Origin of the sequence: Streptomyces sp. NPDC094448, from assembly GCF_044763775.1 — a bacterium.
Lineage (GTDB): Bacteria > Actinomycetota > Actinomycetes > Streptomycetales > Streptomycetaceae > Streptomyces.
Genome location: NZ_JBIWGU010000004.1, coordinates 346,509 through 366,532 on the forward strand (window position 1 = coordinate 346,509; position 20,024 = coordinate 366,532).

The 20,024-nt window shown below is 71.2% G+C and carries 23 protein-coding genes; 14 read left to right on the plus strand and 9 right to left on the minus strand.

Translation table 11 applies throughout. From position 1 onward, the window contains the following. Positions 1–256 precede the first annotated feature (256 nt). The 6 genes from ACIQ9E_RS10140 to ACIQ9E_RS10165 all read left to right on the plus strand — a co-directional run bounded on the left by ACIQ9E_RS10140 (position 257) and on the right by ACIQ9E_RS10165 (position 4,599). Complete coding sequence (locus tag ACIQ9E_RS10140; RefSeq protein ID WP_403704818.1) at positions 257–748, plus strand: RNA polymerase sigma factor; 492 nt, start codon at positions 257–259, stop codon at positions 746–748. Next, complete coding sequence (locus tag ACIQ9E_RS10145) at positions 745–1,362, plus strand: methylated-DNA--[protein]-cysteine S-methyltransferase (protein ID WP_403704821.1); 618 nt, start codon at positions 745–747, stop codon at positions 1,360–1,362. Before ACIQ9E_RS10140 ends, ACIQ9E_RS10145 begins: the two co-directional genes overlap by 4 nt. After that, entirely contained in the window at positions 1,359–2,132 is a 774-nt protein-coding gene (locus tag ACIQ9E_RS10150; RefSeq protein ID WP_403704824.1) for a 2OG-Fe(II) oxygenase, read from the plus strand. The genes ACIQ9E_RS10145 and ACIQ9E_RS10150 overlap by 4 nt, the downstream gene beginning before the upstream one ends. A 170-nt stretch (positions 2,133–2,302) precedes the next feature. Continuing rightward, complete coding sequence (locus tag ACIQ9E_RS10155; protein WP_403704827.1) at positions 2,303–2,818, plus strand: hypothetical protein; 516 nt, start codon at positions 2,303–2,305, stop codon at positions 2,816–2,818. Between the two features lie 167 nt (positions 2,819–2,985). Beyond that, positions 2,986–3,498 (plus strand): methylated-DNA--[protein]-cysteine S-methyltransferase, encoded by a 513-nt coding sequence (locus ACIQ9E_RS10160; RefSeq protein ID WP_403704830.1) that lies wholly within the window; start codon positions 2,986–2,988, stop codon positions 3,496–3,498. Positions 3,499–3,771: 273 nt separating this feature from the next. Beyond that, positions 3,772–4,599: an isocitrate lyase/phosphoenolpyruvate mutase family protein gene (locus tag ACIQ9E_RS10165; RefSeq protein WP_403704832.1), complete on the plus strand. Its 828-nt coding sequence runs from the start codon at positions 3,772–3,774 to the stop codon at positions 4,597–4,599. A gap of 129 nt (positions 4,600–4,728) precedes the next feature. On the opposite strand, the gene ACIQ9E_RS10170 is transcribed toward ACIQ9E_RS10165, so the two are convergent. The 5 genes from ACIQ9E_RS10170 to ACIQ9E_RS10190 form a co-directional block, all read right to left on the minus strand. Next, positions 4,729–6,555, minus strand: coding sequence for a CotH kinase family protein (locus ACIQ9E_RS10170; protein WP_403704835.1), 1,827 nt, complete (start codon positions 6,553–6,555; stop codon positions 4,729–4,731). Continuing rightward, on the minus strand, positions 6,555–7,241 hold the full coding sequence (locus ACIQ9E_RS10175) for a DUF4956 domain-containing protein (RefSeq protein ID WP_403704837.1): 687 nt from the start codon (positions 7,239–7,241) through the stop codon (positions 6,555–6,557). The genes ACIQ9E_RS10170 and ACIQ9E_RS10175 overlap by 1 nt, the downstream gene beginning before the upstream one ends. Beyond that, entirely contained in the window at positions 7,238–8,071 is an 834-nt protein-coding gene (locus ACIQ9E_RS10180; protein WP_403704841.1) for a polyphosphate polymerase domain-containing protein, read from the minus strand. The genes ACIQ9E_RS10175 and ACIQ9E_RS10180 overlap by 4 nt, the downstream gene beginning before the upstream one ends. A 215-nt stretch (positions 8,072–8,286) precedes the next feature. Then, positions 8,287–8,484, minus strand: coding sequence for a hypothetical protein (locus tag ACIQ9E_RS10185; RefSeq protein ID WP_403704843.1), 198 nt, complete (start codon positions 8,482–8,484; stop codon positions 8,287–8,289). After that, positions 8,481–8,939: an ATP-binding protein gene (locus ACIQ9E_RS10190; protein ID WP_403704846.1), complete on the minus strand. Its 459-nt coding sequence runs from the start codon at positions 8,937–8,939 to the stop codon at positions 8,481–8,483. Before ACIQ9E_RS10190 ends, ACIQ9E_RS10185 begins: the two co-directional genes overlap by 4 nt. 328 nt (positions 8,940–9,267) lie before the next feature. On the opposite strand from ACIQ9E_RS10190, the gene ACIQ9E_RS10195 reads away from it, so the two are divergent. The 5 genes from ACIQ9E_RS10195 (at position 9,268) to ACIQ9E_RS10215 (ending at position 12,817) form a co-directional block, all read left to right on the plus strand. Next, complete coding sequence (locus ACIQ9E_RS10195) at positions 9,268–10,137, plus strand: helix-turn-helix domain-containing protein (protein ID WP_403704848.1); 870 nt, start codon at positions 9,268–9,270, stop codon at positions 10,135–10,137. 17 nt (positions 10,138–10,154) lie between these two features. After that, positions 10,155–10,382: a DUF397 domain-containing protein gene (locus ACIQ9E_RS10200; RefSeq protein WP_403704851.1), complete on the plus strand. Its 228-nt coding sequence runs from the start codon at positions 10,155–10,157 to the stop codon at positions 10,380–10,382. 12 nt (positions 10,383–10,394) lie between these two features. Next, the gene (locus tag ACIQ9E_RS10205) at positions 10,395–11,168 is read left to right on the plus strand and encodes an aminotransferase class IV (protein WP_403704854.1); all 774 of its coding nucleotides are present in this window, start codon (positions 10,395–10,397) and stop codon (positions 11,166–11,168) included. Between the two features lie 207 nt (positions 11,169–11,375). Next, positions 11,376–12,410, plus strand: a complete 1,035-nt coding sequence (locus ACIQ9E_RS10210) for a hypothetical protein (RefSeq protein ID WP_403704857.1) — start codon at positions 11,376–11,378, stop codon at positions 12,408–12,410. A gap of 182 nt (positions 12,411–12,592) precedes the next feature. Beyond that, positions 12,593–12,817 (plus strand): hypothetical protein, encoded by a 225-nt coding sequence (locus ACIQ9E_RS10215; protein ID WP_403704860.1) that lies wholly within the window; start codon positions 12,593–12,595, stop codon positions 12,815–12,817. Positions 12,818–12,863: 46 nt separating this feature from the next. Here ACIQ9E_RS10215 and ACIQ9E_RS10220 read toward each other — a convergent pair whose 3' ends face one another. Together ACIQ9E_RS10220 and ACIQ9E_RS10225 are read right to left on the minus strand one after the other, a co-directional pair. Continuing rightward, complete coding sequence (locus tag ACIQ9E_RS10220; RefSeq protein WP_403704863.1) at positions 12,864–14,153, minus strand: MFS transporter; 1,290 nt, start codon at positions 14,151–14,153, stop codon at positions 12,864–12,866. 329 nt (positions 14,154–14,482) lie between these two features. Continuing rightward, a complete protein-coding gene (locus ACIQ9E_RS10225) occupies positions 14,483–15,157 on the minus strand; it encodes a pentapeptide repeat-containing protein (RefSeq protein ID WP_403704865.1) in 675 nt (224 codons plus the stop codon). Between the two features lie 549 nt (positions 15,158–15,706). Here ACIQ9E_RS10225 and ACIQ9E_RS10230 point away from each other — a divergent pair. From ACIQ9E_RS10230 to ACIQ9E_RS10240, 3 genes are all read left to right on the plus strand, one after another. Next, positions 15,707–16,867, plus strand: coding sequence for a methyltransferase domain-containing protein (locus tag ACIQ9E_RS10230; RefSeq protein ID WP_403704868.1), 1,161 nt, complete (start codon positions 15,707–15,709; stop codon positions 16,865–16,867). A gap of 211 nt (positions 16,868–17,078) precedes the next feature. Beyond that, on the plus strand, positions 17,079–17,645 hold the full coding sequence (locus ACIQ9E_RS10235) for a hypothetical protein (RefSeq protein WP_403704870.1): 567 nt from the start codon (positions 17,079–17,081) through the stop codon (positions 17,643–17,645). 49 nt (positions 17,646–17,694) lie between these two features. Beyond that, on the plus strand, positions 17,695–18,018 hold the full coding sequence (locus ACIQ9E_RS10240; protein WP_403704873.1) for a hypothetical protein: 324 nt from the start codon (positions 17,695–17,697) through the stop codon (positions 18,016–18,018). Between the two features lie 70 nt (positions 18,019–18,088). Here the strand turns inward: ACIQ9E_RS10240 and ACIQ9E_RS10245 are convergent, their stop codons facing one another. Both ACIQ9E_RS10245 and ACIQ9E_RS10250 read right to left on the minus strand, forming a co-directional pair. Further along, positions 18,089–19,006: a serine hydrolase gene (locus ACIQ9E_RS10245; RefSeq protein ID WP_403704876.1), complete on the minus strand. Its 918-nt coding sequence runs from the start codon at positions 19,004–19,006 to the stop codon at positions 18,089–18,091. Further along, entirely contained in the window at positions 19,003–19,977 is a 975-nt protein-coding gene (locus ACIQ9E_RS10250) for a LysR family transcriptional regulator (protein WP_403704878.1), read from the minus strand. Before ACIQ9E_RS10250 ends, ACIQ9E_RS10245 begins: the two co-directional genes overlap by 4 nt. Positions 19,978–20,024 lie beyond the last annotated feature (47 nt).

The following is a 20,024-nucleotide window of genomic DNA, read 5'->3' on the forward strand; positions in this document are numbered from 1 at the left end:
GGACGTGCCGGCAGCACCGCCCTCCCGGCAGGCCGGGGGAGTGTGTCCGGGCGGCTGGAATCCGGATCTCACATTCACGCCTCCCGCACCGTCTTCCCCGTGAGACAGCAGGCGGAGAAGGCGGCAGGGCCCGACGGAGGCTCGAAGACCGAGCGGGAGCCGCCGGACCCGGAGTGCCGGGGCCGGCTGCGGTCGGCCGGTTGTCTCGGGAGTTCGAACACATCGGTTCGCAATCAAGGTCTACGGCAGGGCGAGGATGAGGGAACCATTCGAGAAGGCGGTCGAGCGGCACGGCGCGACCGTGCTGCGGGTGTGCCGGGCGCTGCTGGGGACGCACGATGCCGACGATGCCTGGTCGGAGACGTTTCTGGCGGCGATGCGGGCCTGGCCGGGGCTGCCGGAGACGGCGAACGTGGAGGCGTGGCTGGTGACGATTGCGCGGCGTAAGGCGATCGACGTGCTGCGTGCGGCCGGCCGCCTGCCGCTGCCGGCCGAGGAACTGCCCGAGGTGCCCAGTGCGCTGGGGGTGCCGGGGGCCGGCGACGGGGAGCTGTGGGAGATGGTGGGGCGCCTTCCGGACAAACAGCGGCAAGCGGTCACGTTCCGCTATCTGGCCGGGATGTCGTACGACGAGATCGCGGCGGTCCTGGGCGGGAACACCACGGCGGCACGCCGGGCGGCGGCGGACGGTCTGAAGAATCTGCGAAAACACTATCCGGGCGCGACTTCGAGAGGAGCATCTACATGAGCGGCACCCGACCCCACGATGACGTCCTGAGCATGCTGTCGGCTCCCGTCGACGCCGGGACGATGGCCCGGCTGCACCGCCGGCTGGAGGCCGAGGCACAGGCCGCCGACCTGGTCGACATCGCCTACACCGTCGTCGACTCCCCGGTCGGCCCGCTGCTGCTGGCGGCCACCGGCCGGGGCCTGATCCGCGTCGCCTACGCGGTCGAGGACCACGACAAGGTCCTGCAGGCCCTGGCCGACAAGGTCAGCCCGCGGATCCTGCACGCCCCCGGCCGGCTGGACACCGCCGCCCGGGAGATCGACGAGTACTTCGAGCACCACCGCCGCGTGTTCGACCTGCCGCTGGACCTGTCCCTGTCCAAGGGCTTCCGGCAGCTGGTCCAGCAGCACCTGCCGGAGATCGGCTACGGCCAGACCCGCAGCTACCGCCAGGTCGCCGAGCTGGTCGGCAACCCCAAGGCGGTGCGCGCGGTCGGCACCGCATGCGCGACCAACCCGCTGCCGGTGGTCGTCCCCTGCCACCGGGTGCTGCGCACCGACGGCACCCTCGGCGGCTACATCGGCGGTCTGGAAGCAAAGACCGCACTCCTGGAACTGGAGGCCGCAGCATGAACACCACCACCGTCACCGGGACGAAGCCAACGGCTCCCGGCGCGGACACCGCCGCCGGAGCCGGGCCGTGGGCCGGCCGGGTCGGGGCCGCCGACTGGGACGCGGTGGCCGCCGAGCTCGACGCGTTCGGAGGCGCGCTGCTGCCGCGGCTGCTCACCCCGGACGAGGCCGCGGTCCTCCGGGATCTGTACGCGCGGCCCGAGCTGTTCCGGTCCACCGTCGACATGGCCCGCCACCGGTTCGGGTCCGGCGAGTACAAGTACTTCCACGCCCCTTACCCGGAGCCGGTCGAGCAGCTGAAACAGGCCCTGTACCCGCGGCTGCTGCCCATCGCCCGCACCTGGTGGGAGCGGCTGGGCCGCACCGCGCCGTGGCCGGACACCCTGGACGAGTGGCTGGGCATGTGCCACGCGGCCGGACAGTCCAAGTCCACGGCGATCCTGCTGCGCTACGGCACCGGGGACTGGAACGCGTTGCACCGCGACCTCTACGGCGATCTGGTGTTCCCGCTCCAAGTCGTGATCAACCTGGACCGGCCCGGCACCGATCACACCGGCGGGGAGTTCCTGCTGGTCGAGCAGCGCGCCCGTGCCCAGTCCCGCGGCACCGCCACCCTGCTCCCGCAGGGCCACGGCTATGTGTTCACCACCCGCGACCGCCCGGTGCGCTCCGTGCGCGGCTGGTCGGCCGCCCCCGTCCGGCACGGCGTCTCGGCGATCCGCTCCGGCCACCGGCACACCCTGGGCCTGGTCTTCCACGACGCCGCCTGACGTCCTCGGCGGCCGACACCGCCGGAAGCCCACGGCCGACCGCCGCGCCCGCAGGCGGGGCCGACGCCGCGGTAGCCCGCGAGGTACTGCCCAGGCCCCTGCCGACCAGGGAAGACCGCTGAAGAGGGAGGCATCCCATCAACGTACGAGGAAGACATCCCATCGACCCCTTGACCAGCCCCCTGCTGGCCGACCCGCCACGGCCGGGCCCGGACCGGGCGGTCACCGGCACCGAAGTCGCCGCGCTGGTCGAGCTGGCACGGGCCCGCGGGGCCCGGAGCATCGCCGTCGGATCCGGCCGGACCCCGGCCGCTCTCGCCGCCGCCGACGCGATCACCCGGGCCTGGCACACCGCCGGCGGCGTCGTGGCCGCCACGACCACCTGGCCGGAGACCGCGGCCTCCTGGCTGTGCCAGGCCCGTCGGTTCGCCGACGCACCGGCCGACGTATGGGTGATGACCGGCCCCGAGGCCGGCTGGGCCCAGGTGGCCCGGCGGCTGCTGTGGTCCACATCCTGGCGGCCCGACCGCACCCTGGCCACCGCCGCCGTAGGCCGGCCCGCCACGCTGGCCCTGGTCGGCGCCCGGCGACTGCGCGGCCTGGCCGGAACCGGTGCGGACGGCGCCCTCTGGACCGTCACCGACGACGGCAGCCTGGTGATCACCGGACCCGGAACGTCACCATGACCGCGCCGCCGGACCCGCCGTGAGTGCCCCGCGCCCCGGTGAACCCCATTCCTCGCCGCCCTGCCGGGACGGCCGTGACCGGAACGCATCTCACGTTTCGGGCGCTCGCACGTCTTCTCCCCGTACAGGCAGCAGACACAGGCAGCAGGCACAGACAGGAGATCGGCATGGACGTCCGACACGCGCACGTGGACAGCCCGGTGGGGCCGCTCCTGGTCGTCGCCGACGGGGATGCTCTGGCCGGGCTCTACTTTCAGGGCTACCGGTACACGCCCCCGCCCTCGGCATGGGGCCGGCGCACCGACATCTCGGCTGACGCGGTCCTCGCGCAGGCCCGCAGTGAACTCGACGAGTACTTCGCCGGAAAGCGGCAATTGTTCGACGTTCCGGCGGTGACCAGCGGCGACGAGTTCCAGGAACAGGTCTGGGCGCAGCTGCGCCGGATCCCGTACGGCGTGCGGATCACCTACGGCGACATCGCGGCCGGACTGGGCGGCAAGGAGCTGTCGCAGTCAGTGGGCCAGGCTGTGGGGCGTAACCCGGTGAGCATCGTCATCCCCTGTCACCGGGTGGTGGGCGCGGGCGGCAAGCTCACCGGGTTCGGCGGAGGGCTGGAGCGCAAGCAGCTTCTGCTGGACCTGGAGGAGCCGCCCGAGTCCCGGGCCGGACGGCTGTTCTAGGCCGTGTCGTCAAAATCCCGCCTGGCCCGCGACGCCCGGCACGACCCCCTCCCCCCGGCGCCCCGGCCCGGCAGGACTGTTCGGCCTTGAAGCCGACATCGTCGCCACGGCCGAACACCGGTGTTCCTGGCGCAGCTACGCCGGGCCCCGGCTCCGGGCCGCGGCCCGGAAGAAGCGCTCTCGGGATTTCCCGCCCCGGCATCTCACATGCGCCGGCCGGGGCACGTCTACCGACTGTGGGACCGAGAGACGGTCCGGAAGGAGAACCCCCGCATGTCCACCACCCTCCAGCAGAAGCGCGCCGAACTGTTCCGCGGTCTTCACGACGACTTCCTCGTGCTGCCCAACGCCTGGGACGCCGGCAGCGCCCGCCTGGCCGCCGAGGCCGGTGCCACCGCCATTGCGACTTCCTCCGGCGCGCAGTCCTGGTCCCAGGGCATCGCCGACGGCCGTTCGCTGGCCAAGGCGGACGTGCTCGCCAACCTGGAGCGCATCGTGGCAGCCACCGAACTGCCGGTCAGCGCCGACATCGAGAACGCCTACGCCGACGATGCCGATGGTCTGCACGCGACGATGGCGCAGTTCCTGGCCACCGGCATCGTCGGCATCAACCTGGAGGACTCCGGCGCCACCCGCAACGGTCCGCTGTACGGCACCGAGGTCGCCGCCGGGCGCATCACGGCCGCCCGCGCTGCGGCCGACGACGCCGGAATCGACCTGTTCATCAACGCCCGCACCGATGTCTTCCTCCTCGGCGTAGGCGACGAGAACGGCCGTCTCGCCGACGTCGTCGCACGAGGCAACGCCTATCGGGAAGCCGGTGCCTGCGGCCTGTTCGTCCCCGGCCTGCTCGACCTCGACGCACTGGCCGTCATCGCCCGCGACACCGGCCTGAAGATCAACGCCATGTGGCTGCCCGGCGCCCCCACCCCCGGGCAGCTGCGCGAGGCCGGCGTCTCCCGGTACTCCGCCGGAACCGCGATCGCCCAGGTCGCCTACACCGCCGCCGCCGAGACCGCCCGCGCCTTCCTCACCGGACAGGACACCGCCATGGCCGCCTCCATCGACTACTTCGCCTTCAACGACAAGTTCGCGAAGTAGCCCCGGCCGGGGCGGGTGGCCAGCGCCCGGGCCACCCGCCCCTATCAGCAGCAGGGCCGGCACATGCGTGCCGCCGGTGGTGACGCTGAGCGTCGTCCGGGGCCGGCCGGGCCTCTCAAGGCTCCGCGTTCATCCCGTTGCCCTTTGACCCGTATCCCGGTCGGAGCCCACCTTCTCCTTCAGCGCCGCCGTCCGGTCCGCGACCGTCTTGGCCAGCCGTGTCACGGTGGTGTCGAGCTGCCCGGAGCCGGCGCCCGCGGCCTCGGCCCGCTCCGCGAGGTCGCGCAGGTCCCCGGCGGCGCTGCCCGACCGGTAGAACTTCTCGTAGAGCGTGCGGTACGTCTCCTGGTAGCGGGCCTTGAAGGCGTCGGACTCCAGGAACCGGGTCTTCAGCGCGTGCCCCATGGCGGGTCCGCCGCGTCCGCCGTCGGCGCCGGGAGGTTCCCCACCGGGCGGCCCGCCGCCGGGAGCTGCCCCGGGAGCTGCCCCGCCGGGAGGCTGCGGCGCCCCCTCCGGTATCCCCTCCGGCATTCCTTCCGGGGCTCCTCCGGGCGTTCCCCCCGGCGCTGTGCCCGCCCCGCCCGCGCCCTGCCGTTCGCCCGGGAACGGGCCCATGGCGGCGGAGTCCTCGGGGCCCGCCGTCGCGTCCCCGCTGAAGGCCAGGTTGTAGTCCCAGCCGAGCACGGAGAACTTCCGGGTGCCGAGGTCGTACCAGAGCAGGTAGTTCTTCCCGGGGCCCGCCATGTCGTCGAAGTTCATCAGCAGGTTCTGGGTCGCCAGATAGGAGGCCAGTGACCCGACGTCCACGTACTGGTCCAGTTCGCGTTCGAACTCCTCGTCCGAGGCTCCGTCCACCCACCGGATCAGCCTGATCAGCGGTTCCAGATCGCGGCTGCCCTTCTTGTTGAGCTGCTCGAAGGAGGTGGTGTACTCCGTCGGATCGTCGCCCCGGTAGGCGAAGCTGCCGCCTGCCTTGGCCTTGTACAGGACCCCGTTGCCGTCGCCGATGGACTCGGCGTAGTCGGTGTCCGGGCTCTCGACCATGAGCCGGGTGGCCGTCGGCCGGTTGTTCACGGTGACCTTCGCGAAGCCGTACCGCTCGGTCTTCTGCCCGCTTTGCGCGGTCAGGGAGAGCGACAGGGCTTCGTTGAGCGGGACCGCGTCGCCGCTGCCGGGGCGGAGGGAGATCTCCCGTTCCCCCTGGTAGGCGCGGCCTTCGACAAATTCGTCGATCTTGATGAGCCAGGGGAGTTCCTCGGGTTTCGAGGCGGAGAGGTCGTAGCGGACCATCCCGCCCATCCCGCCGGGTCCTCCGGCGCCGCCGGGAGCCCCCTGGTTCCGGGCCCCGCCGCCCGGTGCCGTACCGGCTCCGTCTGTGGCTCCACCGGCCCCGGCACCCGCACTCGTACCGGCTCCGCCTGTGGCGCCGCCGCCACCGGCTCCGCCTGCGGCCGTGCCGGGGCCGCCGCCGGGGAGTTCCCCGCCGCCGGCCGGTATCTCCCTCCCGGTCTCCCTGCCGGTCTCCCTCTCGCCGGGCATACCCCTCCCCCCGCGCAGGGACGACAGCGTCGAGTTGCCCTTGAGCCGTATCCCGACATCGTCCAGGCGTACCCCGTCGATGACGAGATCCGCCTCGATGTACTCCTTGCCGCCCTCGTCGGTGAACTCCTTCATCATCTTGTCGAAGTCGGTCTGCCGGTAGCTGAGCCGGACGGTGTGGGTCACCGAGGGGTCGTACAGCTTCACCGGACCCTGTACATCGTGGGTGATGGGGTCCGCTTCGACCTGTGAGGCCGAGGTGACGTACGGGGCGATCCGTGCGTCGCCCAGGAAGTGGGCCATCGCGGCCAGCCCCACACCGACCGCCGCGACGGGTTTCCAGTGGTGGCGCAGCCGTACGGGGAGCCGGTCCCGCAGCCTGCGGCGCCGGGGCGCCGGGCCGGAGGGTGCGGACATCACAGGTCGGTGGTGTCGTAGCCGGTCAGGACCGTCACCCGCTGGCCGGAAGTCCGTTCCTGGAGCGCGTTGACCAGATCGCCGGGTTCGGAGCCCTTCTTCAGCCGGACCGTGTAGAACACCTCGGTGAGCGCACCGCCGCGGATCGTCTCCGTACTCACCAGCTCGAACTCACTCGTGTACTTGATCAGTACGTCACGGATCCGGGGCGTGTAGTCCTCACCCGCGGGCACCTGGACCTTCACGACCTGCCGCTGCACGTTCAGCGCAAACCAGTTGAAGGAGAACATCACCACGACCACGGCGCAGATCACCACGGTGCCGACCGCGGCCAGGGTGTAGAAGCGGGCGCCGCAGGCCATGCCGATCGCCATCGCGAGGAAGATGAAACCGACGTCCCTGGTCTCTTTGATCGCGTTCCGGAAGCGGACCACGGACAAGGCGCCGACCAGGGTGAACGCCCGCGCCAGATTGGACCCCACGACCAGCATGATCAGGGCCACGATCATGCCGACGATCACCAGGGTCTGGACGTAGGACTGGCTGTAGGAGATGTTGCGGTGCGTGTAGCGGTAGACGTACCCGATCACCGTGGAGAGGACGAACGACAGCACCATCGCCGCCACCACGTCGGCCACGCTGAAGGTGCCGCTGAGTTCCTGGAGTTCGAAGTCGCCGAAGTTCATGCCGCTCCTGCGGTCGTGGGGGTGGATTCGGGGAGGGGGGCGCCGGAAGGAGAATCCGGGGCGGGCGGCGGCCAGTCCGCCGTATCGAGGTGGAAGACCGAACGCGGCGCCCGGCCGAACGCCTCGACGGACTGCACGTACTTCGAGATCCGGACGAGGGCGAGATTGCGGCGCGCGGTGAGATCGGTGATCCAGTGCGGGGTGCGCTCGTTGACCTTGACCTCCATCACCGCGAGGTGCGGTGGGACGGTGAACCGGTTCTCCGGGGTCGCGGTCCCGAAGTGGAAGTCCCGGTCCCGGCCGCGGACCCGGCGGTCGAGCGTGACGCGCAGCCCGGTGTCCGCGCCCCGGCCGACGAGGGCCTCGCGCTGGTAGCCGGTGATCGCGGTGGGCCGCAGATTCAGCCGTACGATCAGTTCGAGGACCTCCTGGACGAAGGCGCTCTCGCGCGGGGCGTGCGGCACCAGCTCCCGGCCGTCGCACAGCTGCCGCGCGGTGCCGTAGGGGAGGGTGATGCGGCGCTTCTGCGTGACCCGGTTGACCCGCTGTTTGATCTCCACGCAGACCGGTGAGTCGTCGGTGATCCCGTCGAGGGTGCCGTAGTGGCGGATCCGGAGCTTGCGGCGGAACTTCAGCCCTTCGATCTTCTCCCAGTAGAAGCGGAGCTGGGGGGTGTCGTAGTAGAGGCTCCAGACGCCGTAGCCGCCGACCGGGCTGTGGACGTCCCGGTCCATCCGCTCGGCCAGCTCGTCCCGGATCGCGGCGGCCTCCTCCACGCGCACCAGGTACTTCAGCTCGAACCGGTTGAAGGCGTGCAGCCGGCTGGCCACGTGCAGGGGCGGCTCCTCGGGCCGGGGCGCGGGCCCTTGTGCCCCGGGTGGTCCGGACGGCCGGGGAACCGGCCCGGCCCGCCCTCCCCCCGCCGCGGCTGCCTTGGACAGGGACACCATGCGCCTCCTCCTCGTTCCGGATGCTGCGAGCGGGCCCGGCCGGTCGGCCGGGCCCGCGCCCACGCAACCAACGCCGTCTGAGGCGGGGATGAGAATCAGGAGTGGATTCCAGGAGTCCTGCCGGGGGCGGAAAGGGAGACGGGAACACGGCCGGTGTGGGCGTCGAGGATGTGTTCCGGGCAGGCGAGGGCGCCGGGTCTGGCTTCCACCGGGGCAGTGGTGATCCGGCCGCAGACGCAGCAGACGGCGGTGTCCGGCGGTGTGTTCTCGGCGAGCAGTCCCTCCGGCGTCATCGGGGCAGCCGCTCCACGGGCGGCCCCGGGGCTTCTGCCGGGACGGCGAGGACACACCAGGTGGTCTCCCCGCCGGAACTGGTGCCCCACTCCCGCGCGAGTGCGGCGACCAGCAGCAGACCGCGCCCGCCCTCGTCCTCGTTCCCTGCCGTCCTGGCGACGGCCCGGCCCGGGGTGCCGTCCGCCACTTCGATGCGGAGTTCGCGGGCACGGTGCTCGACGCGAAGGGTGATCCGGTGGCCGTCTCCGTACCGGATCGCATTGCTGACCAGCTCGGAGACGATCAGTGCGGCATCGTCGGCGAGGTCGTCGAGGTGCCAGTGGCGGAGCCGGTCCGCCGTGAGATGCCGTATGGGCCGGACCCGGGATTCGTCGGGGGAGAAGCCGATCTCGAAGGCATGGCGCACGGCCGGTTCCGTCTCGGCCGGGAACAGCCCGTCGGTCGTCGAGGTCATCGGCGTTCTCCCAGGGGGGTGCGTCCGGGAGGCGATCGCCCGGAGGCTGGTGACTGGCTGACGCACTCCGCCGCGGGCGGCCCAAATGCCGCACGGGGGAGTGCGCTGCGGAGATCGGCTACTTCGCCGAACCGCTCAACTACCGTGCGCCCTGTGCGATTTACTGTGCAAGGACATCACTAGAGGTGCCGAAAATGGCACATGCCACGGCACCGGACACGGAGTTGCCCAGTGGGTGACAGGGGCGGAGCCGACCGGAACAGAGTGCGTTGCGGTACCGGACACAGCCCATGTTGAGCACCGGCAGGACCGGGGAAAGGGTGAGACAGTGGCAGCGAAGCGCGGAGCGACTTTTCGGCGCCGGGAGTTGGGCAAGGAGCTGCGAAAGCTCCGGGAGGAGAGGGGGCAGACCCTGCAGGAGGTGGCCGAGGCCCTGGGCTTCTCCCATACGAAGCTGGCGCGCGTCGAGATCGGGGAGAACGATCTGCCGCGCGTGACCGATCTACAGCGGCTGATCGACCTGCTCGGCCCGGAGATGCCCGAGGAGGATCAGGAGACTCTGCTCCAACTGCACCGGGAGTCCCTCAGCAAGGAGCCGTGGACTCCGTACAAGGCGTATATGCCGTCACGGATGCCGACGTTCCGCGGGCTGGAGCAGGACGCGACGGTCATGCGTGCCTGGCAGCCGTCATTTGTCTATGGACTCCTCCAGACCGAGGGTTATGCGACGGCGCTCTACCAGATCGCCAAACCGGTCGACGAGACGAAGACCGAGTACGTCGAACAGAACGTCCGGCTGAGGATGGAGCGGAAGGAACTGATCACCCGTACCGAGGATCCGCTGGAGCTGCGGGTCATCATGGACGAGACCGCCGTGCGCCGCGTGGTGGGCGGTCCCGAGGTGATGCGGGCGCAGTACCGGGAGATCATCGAGCTGTCGGAGCTGGACCATGTGACCGTCCAGATCCTGCCGCACGATGTCGTGACCTATCGGGCGGAGAGCAACTTCACGCTGCTGGACTTCTCCGAGACCCTCGCGCCAGTGGTGCAGACCGATATGTGGAGCACGGTCAGCGTCACCGACGAGCGGCGCGAGGTCCAGCGCAATATCCGCCGCTTCGACGCGATGCGGGACAGCGCGCTGCCGCCGGCTCGTACCGCCGGATTCCTGGAACAACTCACACGAGAGCGGGCTTAGCCATCACTACCCACGAAATGGCCCTTGGACTGGCCTCCGCAGCGACCTGGTTCAAGTCCTCCTACAGCAACGACTCGGGCGGTAACTGTGTCGAGATAGCGGAGTTGACCGGCCGGGTCGGTGTCCGGGACTCCAAGGTCCCGGGCGGGCCCGTGCTTCTCTTCGGTACCGCCGCGTTCGCCCGCTTCCTCGCGGGCGGGGACGTGACTGACCCGAACGCCCCCGGCGGGCGGGGCCCGGGGTGACATGCTGACCTCATGGCGACCCTCGACGACCGGCCCGCGACCGCCGATGACCTGCTGCCGCTCGCGCTGACCTCGTACGGCCACTTCACGACCCTCCGCATCGAGGCCGACGGCAGTGTCCGGGGGCTCGCCCTGCATCTGGAGCGGCTGGTACGGGACGCCCGGACGCTCTTCGGTACGGACGTGGACACCGGCCGGGTACGGGAGCTGATCCGGGCGGCGACGGCCGGGCGGGAGCTGCCGTGCACCGTCCGCGTCACGCACTACGACCCGGCGCTGAGCCTGGTCCGCCCGGCGGACGCCACCGGTCCGCGGTTCCTGGTGACCGTCCGCCCCGCCGGGGAACTGTCGCCGCCGCCGCTCGTGGTGATGAGCGTGGTGTACGAGCGCGATCTCCCCCTGGTCAAACACTGCGGGCTCGTCGGCGCGCTGCACGCCCGCCGTACCGCGCAGCTCGCGGGCTTCGACGACGCGCTGCTCGTCGGCCGGGACGGACTGGTGTCCGAGGGCGTGACCTGGAACGTCGGCTTTGTCGACGCCGACGGCCGGATCGTCCGCCCCGAGGGCCCGGCGCTGCCCGGGGTGACGGAGGCGCTGCTCCCGCGGGGCACGTCCGAGCCGGTCACCCTGGAACGGGCCAAGGGCATGCGGGCGGCCTTCGCGACCAACGCGGCGATCGGCGTCCGGGCCCTGTCCTCGGTGGACGGCACCCCGATGGATACGGCCCATCCGGTGCTGAGGGAGCTACGGGAGGCGTATCTGCAGGTGGCGGGGGAGGAGTTGTAGCCCGGAGTCACGTGGGCGCCTCGTCGATGCCTGTCCTCTCTCCACCGGTCTGGCAGCGGCCGGTCCGGATTCCCTGCGAAAGGCCCGTTGAGACGTCTCGTTCCGTGACATACATCTGGGCTTCGGAGGTCGCTCACCCGGCAGGCGGACGGGAGTTCATTCCGGCGGCTGACGTCTGCCCACCACGTTTGAAGGACCGTTGGGCACATGACCAGTGCGGAACGGACGACGAAGGCACCGCGGAGCGCCCGACGGCCGCGTTGGGTGGCCTGGGCAACAACGCTGTGGGCGGTGCTGTACGCCGGTTTCGGCCTGGCGGCCGCGCTGAGCGGGACCTCCCTGCTTCCCTTCGGCGGTGACTCAGCTGCCCCGGTGCTGGGGTGGGCCGTTGTGGCGCTGGGGGTGCTGGCGGTGCTGGTGAGCGCGGCGGTGATCCGATACGGGCCGAGGCCGCTGTTACGGGTGCTGCTCCAGGTGGCTTGTGGGCTGGCCGGGATCACCGCGTTCAGCCTGTTGATGGACGTGATCACACTGATGGTCGGTCAGGGAGTGGACAGCCGGGCCGCGGCGGTGAACAAGGCCCTCGCGGCGGTGGGCGCGGTGCTGCTCGCGGCCATGGCCCGTCGAGACCATCGGGACGCCGGTACCGATACCCGGGGGCCGTCCGCTGCACCGCGGCACGACCGGCTCTCCGCCTGGGCGGGGACGCTGGCCTTCGTTCCGTACGCGGTGATGAAGCTGATCTGGGCGTTCGGTGGCACGTTCGCGGGGACCACGGGTGCGGAGATGCTGGCGGTCTCGGAGCGGAACGGCGCCTCGGGGACCTTCCTCACCCTGGCGTCCTGGGGCCTGGACCCCACCGTGCTGCTGGCCGTGCTCGGTGTCTTCCTGCTCTGGGGCCTGGTCCGCCCGTGGGGGCAGGTCTTCCCGGGCTGGACCCTGTTCCTTCGCGGCCGGCGGGTGCCACGCTGGCTTCCGCTCGCCCCTGCCCTGCTCGGTGCCGCGACGCTCGTTCCGTACGGTGTTGTGGGGGCCGGTTATCTGGCCTTGGTCACGGCCGGTGCGGTGACCATGGGGCGCGGCGACTTCCCCTCCCCGGGCGACGCGTTGCTGGTCGGCTGGATCGGCATCTCCGCCTTTGCCGTCTACGGAATCGCGCTGACCGTCGCGGCCCGCTCGTACTGGCTGCGGACGCGTGCCTTGCCGACGGGGGTTCGGCAGGGCGCGCACCAGGATGCGTGAACGCCCCCGTGCGCGCACACGCCGTTCCGTCCGGGGACGCCGTGGGAGCCGGGCTCTTACGATGGGCCGGCACGAGACCGCGGGTGTACGTAGAGAGAAGCCGGGATGACGGCGTCGTCGAAGCATCATCTGACCATGCACATGACCGCGGGGCCGTGCAGGTGCCGGCCACCATCCAAGGGGTGCATGAGGCACTCCCCGACGAACTCCGCGCGCAGTTCACCGCCGAGATCGAGACTGTTCCGGCCGATCAGCTCCAGGTCGTCCTGGTCCGGTGGGCGATGACCATCCCCACCGTGCACGACGAGGCCGAGGAGGCCCTGGTCGCTCGCGTCAGGTCCGGGGACTTCACCGAGGTCACTTTTGCCGAGGACCTCGGGGACGACGAGTACCGGAGCGCCGGATGAGCTACCGCATTGCGTACTCCGACCCGGCCAAGGCCGGACGGGCAACTCAGCTGACGACGGCCGCCTGCCGCTCCCCGTCCGGCGCCCGCTCACTCTCGGGCTCCGGCCGGGCCGCGGTGTCGGCAGCGGGCCGCCCGGCCCGCCGCACCGCCGTTGCCGCCGACAGGACCACCGGGACCGCGGCCAGGGCGAAGCACAGCCACAGCGGAAGGCGGCCCACCAGCAGGCCCGTGGCGGCCGTCGCGCCCGCCGAACCGGCGTTGAACGCCGTGTTGACCCAAGCGCCCGCCCTGGTGCGGTTCGCCGGGTCGGCGCACTCGTCCGCGATCAGATAGGCCGTCGTGATGGCCGGGGCGATGAACAGGCCGCCCAGCGCCGCCCAGACGATGAGTACGTACGGATGGGGCGAGCCGCCCGCCGCGGCCAGGGTCAGCCCCAGCGGCACCGTGAGGAACACCAGCCGCAGCCGGTTCGAGGCGCGCCACGGGAGGGCGCCGTAGACCAGGCCGCCGATCGCACTGCCGCCGCAGAGCGCGGCCAGCACCCAGGCGACCGCCTGCGGCTCGTGGTGTGCGTCGGTGAAGGCGATCACCAGGAGTTCGAACGCGCCCAGGCAGATGCCGACCGCGGCCGAGACGGTGATCGCCTGGCGCAGCCCGGGGTTACCGCGCAGGACGGGTTCCCCGGAGGACCCCGCCGGTCCGGCGGGCGCCTTCTCCCGGACGGTCCAGGCGCGGGCCGCCGGAGAGGTGACCAGGGCGAGCGTTCCGGTCAGGACGAGTACGGCGCTCACCGCAAGACCGGCGGACGGTGCCGCGATCTGCACCAGCAGCCCGACCAGCAGCGGACCCGCGACGAAGAGGAGTTCCTCCGCGACCGAGTCCAGGCTGTACGCGCGCTGGAGCAGCCGCCGGTCGGGCAGCAGGTCGCTCCACAAGGTCCGCATCACCGGTCCGAGCGGAGGCGTACAAGCGCCCGCGGGTGCCGCCAGGAGCCCCAGCAGCACCCCGGACGCCTCCGGCCACCAGGTCGCGAACGCCAGCCCGGTCAGGAGCAGCGCATAGGCGGTGGCCATGGGGAGCAGGGCCCGGCGCGGCCCGTACCGGTCGACCAGACCGGCCCGGGTCGGTGAGAGGAAGACACTGGTCAGCGCGAACAGCGCCATGACGGTCCCGGCGACGGCATAGGAGCCGGTGGACTCCTTGACCGCCAGCACCAGTGACAGGGAGACCATGCCGTAGGAGAGCCGGCCCAGCAGGGCGGCGCCGAAGGTACGGCAGGCATGGCGAGTACGCAGCACAGCGGTGTACGAAGGCGTGGTGGAAGACGAAGACATGATGATGTCCCTCGGAGACAGCGCCGGTTCAACGGCGCTCAAAGCGTGCATGGGCAGCGAGAGGCACGCCCGGTGGGCGCGGGCGGCGCTGACTCCTATGCACGGAAGAAGGACATGCGGGGACCGTAGCAGAACAGGGGTTCGGCCAGGACGTTCCCGTCCATACGGATGTTGGTTGCCACCGGGCTCAGATCAAAGACGGCACGGCCCCTGTCGGCCGGCGGCCGAGCCAGAACGCGGCGGTTGAGGGCTTGTCCTGGCCTTTGTGGGAGCCGTAGTTCAGCAAGTACGTTTCCAGTGCCCTCGCCAGATGCACCGGACTCTCCTGGTCAGCCGTCTCCGATAGTCATGTCGAGTTCGTGCACGAGGGCCTTGGCAAGGTCCGTCTGCTGCCCCGTTTCGATGCGGACCCTGGCCAGGTTGGCGGCACCTCGGATCTGCGAGAGGTCGTTGCCCCGCAGGTCGGTGTCCTGGTACCGTCCGCCGCCGAACTCGGTCAGCCGGAGTCCGCAGTCCGAGAACACGGCGCCGGACAGGTCGCAGTCGGTGAATACGGCCTCGGTGAAGGCGCAGCCGGCAAACGCGACGGGGCCGCCGACACGCACATTCCCGAAGCCGGCGTAGTCGAAACGGCACTTCTCGAACAGCACGTCGTTCAGGACCATGCCGTCCATCGCGGCGCCCATGATTTTGCAGTCGCGGAAGTGCACCCGGGTGAGCTTGCTCCCGCTCCAGCGGGCCGACCCGAGGTCACTGTTGGTGATCTCGACACCGTGGAGATTCAGCGCGTCGAGTTCGACGTGCTTCGCACGGACGTTGCAGATCCTGCCGGTGACGAGCTGGATTCCCATGAGGGCGAGCGTGCGCAGTTCCACGTCTCTGTATGTGAAATCCTGCACGGCACCGCGGGGACTGTCCAACGACTTGACCACGGACAGGTACAGGCCGGGCTCATTGAGATCGGGCGTGGTCACGGTGGTGTGGCCGAAGGTACGGCTGGCCATGGTGCTCCTTCAATGTGGTGGCTGGGGTGGCGCTCGCCGAGGCCACCCGGAAGGCGTTCGACGCCTGACCGCTGCTATCGCCAGGGACCCCCATGGCTGTTCCTCCAGCTAGGTCAGGGCGACCGGAACCAATCGGACGCCGCCATCAGCGGTGTTGCGATCATCCGGTACGAGGCCCGGCCCGGCGTTGCTACTGTCACCAACCCGAATGTGTTTCGAATCCTGCCGTGCCACTGCCCGGGTTCTTGCAGACTTGTCCACGTCCGCATCCGGTCAATGTTCCCGGCCTCCGTCCAGGCATGAGATGCCGGAAGAAACAGGTGTTCTCATTACCCGGCACCTTTCTGGCCGGCGCCGGAAACCATCCCTCTGGCGCGTGTGAAGATGGTTCGCCATCATGACGAACCCCAATCTCTACGGGAGGTAGTCATGGGCAAACACGAGAAGCCCCCACCGGATCTGTCCCAGGGCAAACCACCACCCGGCAACGCCGATGGACAGGTTCCTCCTCCACCACCCTCCGACGGGAAGCACAAGAAGAAGTAGGACATGGACAGGCTGGACAGGCTCGACGCAAGGCGCGCGGAACTCGACCGGGTCATGGAAGAGCGCGGGGCCTGGCCCGACCGGGCGCCGTGGATCCGGGAGGCCGTACGGGCCCTGCCTCGTGACCGCTTCGCCCCGGAGCGGCTCTGGCGATGGGACGGCCATACCTACGTTCCCGTGGACCGTGCCGATGAGCCCGGAGGGTGGGCGGACCTTCTCTTCTCGCATCCCGACGCGGCTGCGGTCACCCAGATCACCGGGGGACTGCCCACATCGAGCCTGTCCTGTCAGGGCATCGTCGTCGACATGCTCGACTCCCTCCTCCTCGAACCCGGGCACCAGGTGCTGGAGCTGGGGACGGGGACGGGCTGGAACGCGGCGCTTGCCGCGAGGCGGGCCGGGGTCGGCCGGGTCGTCTCGGTCGAGATGGACCCGGAGGTGAGGGAGACCGCTCGCGCCCGGCTCCTGACCCATGCGCCCGGCATCCGGGTCGAATCAGGTGACGGCGCCCTGGGCGCGCTCGGCAACGCTCCGTACGACCGGATCATTGCCACCTACGCCGTTGAACGCGTCCCGTGGTCCTGGGTCGCGCAGACCCGCCCCGGTGGGCGGATCGTCTTTCCGTGGGGTCGTCTCGGGCACGTCGCGCTCGACGTCGCGGACGACGGTGCTTCGGCACACGGCTGGGTCCAGGGCCTGGCGCAGTTCATGCCCGACCGCGCCATGGGGTCCGGAACCGAGCCGGGTTTTACCGAGGTCCGCGGTACGGGCGAGCCCGACGACGAACGGCCCTGGACACGGGACCTCGCCCCGTTGCGGGACGACTGGGACCTCCGGTTCGCGCTGCGCGTCGCCGAGCCCGGGCTCCAGTACACGGTGGCGGAGGACGCCGACGGCTGGAACGCCTGGCTCCATGACCAGGACGCCTCCTGGGCGGTGATCGCCGCTCAAGGGGACGCCACGGCGATCGCCTCCCAGGGCGGGCCCCGGCGCCTGGCCGATCTCCTTGACCGGGCGTGGGGCGAGTGGACGCGACTGGGCTCTCCCGACCGCTATGCATACGGGCTGACCGTCACTCCCGACCGGCAGTACGCCTGGGCCCTGGACCCCGGGACCGGGGCTCGCTGGTACCGGCCCGCGGGCCCGTGGGACGAGCGCGCCTGACCGGTTCACGGTGCTGGGCCAGGGGCGGCCCCGGATGCAGGCCGGGGCCGGCCGAAGCACGGGGCCGGTGCGCGGCCGTTTCCGTCGATAGCGGGGGCGGTACGGGAACGGCCCCCGTCGCGAGGAACCTGTGGAGGGACGACCTCAACGAGCGCAGGCTCTGGCCCGGTTCTCCGGTGGCGCTGTCGGTGCGGACGGCTAGCCTCACCGCATGTCTCTCACCATTGAACAACTGACCGGGTACGTGGAGCGGGATCTGGACGGAGATCTGGCGCGCTGGTTCCCCGACGCGCCGCGGGTCGGCATCCCGGCGGCGACGCGCCCGGTGGAACCGTTCCTCGCCAGGCTCCCGGCCGCCGCCGCGGCCGCGCTGGCCGGCTACGACCGCAGGGTCCGGGCCGGATCGCTGCCGCAGTGCCTCGATATCCACGACTGGTCCTACGCCTTCGAGTTCGCGGCCAACGACTGCCGGATCCTCGACTCCGACTACGAGACGGAGCTGTCCGACGAGGACGTGTGGTCCATAGGCGCCGACGGAGGGGGCAACTACTACGTGGTGCTCACAAGCGGGCGGGTCGCGGTGTGGTTCCACGAGGAGGACGTCATCGAGGACGGTACGCAGTTCGACAACCTGGACGTCTTCGTGTGGTCGCTCGTCCGGTACCACGCCGTACGCGCCGGGGTCCTCGACCTGGCGGCGGTCGAGGCCGACTTCCACGCGCTCGGCCAGCCCGGAGCACTGGCACCGGGGCTCGGGCTGCTCGCCATGATGTCCTGATGCCGGAGCGCCGGGAGCGGGGCCTCCGGAACGGCCCTACGCTGCCGCCATGCCGAAGATCAGGTTGAACAACGAGACCGGCAAGGTGCTCGGTGTCTGGGTCGAGCCGTTGGGTGAGGACTTCTGGATGAACCCCGAGGACCGGTTCACCCTCGCCACCGTCACCCCGGAGAGCGAGGACTCGGACGAAGCGCCCTTCGAGGTCGTCTTCCACGACAGCGGTGTCAGCGTCTGCGTGAACGTCGGCTACGAGGCCGTCGTCCACGACCGGTCGGGCGCCCGAGTGGACTGCGGGCACCAGCGTCCCGTCGAAATCCGGCAGCGGTGGGCCGAGGCGGCCGAGCGGGCGCAGGAGCGGCCACCGGCACCATGACCGGACAGCCGGACAGCCGGACAGCCGGACAGCCGGACAGCCGGACAGACGGGTCGGGCGGGTGGGGCGGTCAGGGGGGCGGTGGGGTCCGCAGGGATTCGACCGCCAGCCGGGCCGCCGTGCCGATCACCGCGTCCGCCGCCGGGAGTGTCGCCGCCGGGCTGGCCGCGCGGGTGAAGACCGCCACCGCATAGCGGCCGCCGTCGGGGTAGGCGACCACCCCGACCTCGTTGCGGAGCGTCGGCGCGCTGCCCGTCTTGCCCGCGACCTGGACATCGTCGAAGGGGAAGCCCGAAGCCAGTCGGTGCGGCCAGACCTGGAGGCCGAGGATCCGGCGCATCGCCGCGCAGTGGTCGGGGGTGCCCGCCTCGTTGCGCCAGACGGCGGCGAGCAGGGCCGTCATATCGCGGGGTGTGCTGCGGTTCGTCCGGGCCGGGTCCAGCGCGCGCAGGCCGGCGATCACCCGGGGATCGGCGAACGCCCTCGGCCCGGCGGGGCCCGCGTCCTTGCGGAGGCTGCCGAGGAAGGAGCCGAAGGTCTCCACCGCCTCCGTGCGCGGCATGCCCAGACGCCGGGTGGTGGCGTTGACCGCGTCGAGGCCGACCCGTTCCAGCAGGACGTCGGCCGCCGCGTTGTCGCTGACGCTCATCATCAGGAACGCCGCGTCCCGCAGCGAGAGCCGGGCCCCGTCGAGCATGGCGCCCAGACCCGTCGGCCCCGGGGTGCGGCCCCGGGCGGGGATCTCCGTCTGCTCGGTGAGGTCCAGCCGACCGGCCGCCGCCGCCTCGTGCAGCGCGACCAGCAGGCACAGCTTGTGGACGCTCGCGGTCACCACGGGATGGTCCGCGCCCGCATCGACCTCGGCTCCGGTGTCGATGTCACGGGCGTGCAGCCAGCCCGTGACCCCGGCCCCGGTGAAGGCCGCGGCGATCCTGGCCCCGGCGCCGGGCGGCGGGGGCGTACGGGGGTGCGATGTCGGCTCGGTCAAATCCAGTACTCCGCGGCGGGACGCAGGTGCAGGGGGTGCGAGGGCGGCGGTACGGCCGCGTCGGAGTCGGATGCGGCGGTACGGCCGAGGGCCTCGGTGACCGTATCGGCGAACGCCCGTACCCCGGCGTCCTCGCCCCGGCCCCGGGGCCAGGCCGCCGAGTGCCGCCAGGCCAGCGGGGCCCCGGCCAGCGGTCGCCACACCGTTTGCGGGGAGGGGGCGGGGGCGGATTCGGTACGCGGCGCGAACGCCACCGCCCGCCGCGACAACAGCAGGCCCCGGGTAAAGCTCGCCCCCCGGCCGTGGCGGACCGCCTGCGGGGTGAAACCGTGCCGGGCACACGTCGTCAGCAGATCGTCGTAGACCGCCGGGCCCAGCTCCCGCGGGAACAGGATCAGCTCGTACCCGGCCAGCGCGGCCAGCGGCACCGCGTCGAAACCGGCCGCCGGGGCGTCGTGCGGCAGCAGGACGCCCAGATCGTGGCGGAGCACCGGGCCCAGTTCGAGTCCGGTCACATCGCAGGGGTGGCGGATCAGGCCCGCGTCCAGCTCGTGCCGGGCCAGCCGGTCCACCTGCTCCGCCGTCGACAGCTCGTGCAGTTCCAGTTCGACCCCGTGCCCGCGCCCGGTGAAGCCGCCGAGGACCGCGGCGACCGTCTCTCCGGCGATATCCGGGGGCAGCGCGGCGCGCAGCAGCCCGCTGCGGCCTTCCCGGACGCGCCGGGCCGTGGCCGTCAGTGCCTCCGCGGACGCCAGCAGCTGCCGGGCATCCTCCAGCAGCAGCGTGCCGCTCTTGGTGAGCGTGACCTGGCGGGTGGTCCGGTCGAAAAGCCGTACCCCCAGCTCCCGTTCCAACCGCTGGACGCGCTGGGACAGCGGCGGCTGGGCCATGCCCAGTCGCTGGGCGGCACGGCCGAAATGTAACTCCTCTGCTACAGCGACAAAGCACTGGACATGCCGGATCAGGTCCACGAACAGCAACGATATCTGTTCTTGATGAATCTGTGACTGATATCGGT

Coding starts and splice junctions, on each gene's coding strand:
- ACIQ9E_RS10140 (WP_403704818.1), top strand. CDS start 257: ATGAGGGAACCATTCGAGAAGGCGGTCGAGCGGCACGGCGCGACCGTG.
- ACIQ9E_RS10145 (WP_403704821.1), top strand. CDS start 745: ATGAGCGGCACCCGACCCCACGATGACGTCCTGAGCATGCTGTCGGCT.
- ACIQ9E_RS10150 (WP_403704824.1), top strand. CDS start 1,359: ATGAACACCACCACCGTCACCGGGACGAAGCCAACGGCTCCCGGCGCG.
- ACIQ9E_RS10160 (WP_403704830.1), top strand. CDS start 2,986: ATGGACGTCCGACACGCGCACGTGGACAGCCCGGTGGGGCCGCTCCTG.
- ACIQ9E_RS10165 (WP_403704832.1), top strand. CDS start 3,772: ATGTCCACCACCCTCCAGCAGAAGCGCGCCGAACTGTTCCGCGGTCTT.
- ACIQ9E_RS10170 (WP_403704835.1), bottom strand. CDS start 6,555: ATGTCCGCACCCTCCGGCCCGGCGCCCCGGCGCCGCAGGCTGCGGGAC.
- ACIQ9E_RS10175 (WP_403704837.1), bottom strand. CDS start 7,241: ATGAACTTCGGCGACTTCGAACTCCAGGAACTCAGCGGCACCTTCAGC.
- ACIQ9E_RS10185 (WP_403704843.1), bottom strand. CDS start 8,484: ATGACGCCGGAGGGACTGCTCGCCGAGAACACACCGCCGGACACCGCC.
- ACIQ9E_RS10190 (WP_403704846.1), bottom strand. CDS start 8,939: ATGACCTCGACGACCGACGGGCTGTTCCCGGCCGAGACGGAACCGGCC.
- ACIQ9E_RS10200 (WP_403704851.1), top strand. CDS start 10,155: ATGGCCCTTGGACTGGCCTCCGCAGCGACCTGGTTCAAGTCCTCCTAC.
- ACIQ9E_RS10205 (WP_403704854.1), top strand. CDS start 10,395: ATGGCGACCCTCGACGACCGGCCCGCGACCGCCGATGACCTGCTGCCG.
- ACIQ9E_RS10210 (WP_403704857.1), top strand. CDS start 11,376: ATGACCAGTGCGGAACGGACGACGAAGGCACCGCGGAGCGCCCGACGG.
- ACIQ9E_RS10220 (WP_403704863.1), bottom strand. CDS start 14,153: ATGTCTTCGTCTTCCACCACGCCTTCGTACACCGCTGTGCTGCGTACT.
- ACIQ9E_RS10225 (WP_403704865.1), bottom strand. CDS start 15,157: ATGGCCAGCCGTACCTTCGGCCACACCACCGTGACCACGCCCGATCTC.
- ACIQ9E_RS10230 (WP_403704868.1), top strand. CDS start 15,707: ATGGACAGGCTGGACAGGCTCGACGCAAGGCGCGCGGAACTCGACCGG.
- ACIQ9E_RS10235 (WP_403704870.1), top strand. CDS start 17,079: ATGTCTCTCACCATTGAACAACTGACCGGGTACGTGGAGCGGGATCTG.
- ACIQ9E_RS10240 (WP_403704873.1), top strand. CDS start 17,695: ATGCCGAAGATCAGGTTGAACAACGAGACCGGCAAGGTGCTCGGTGTC.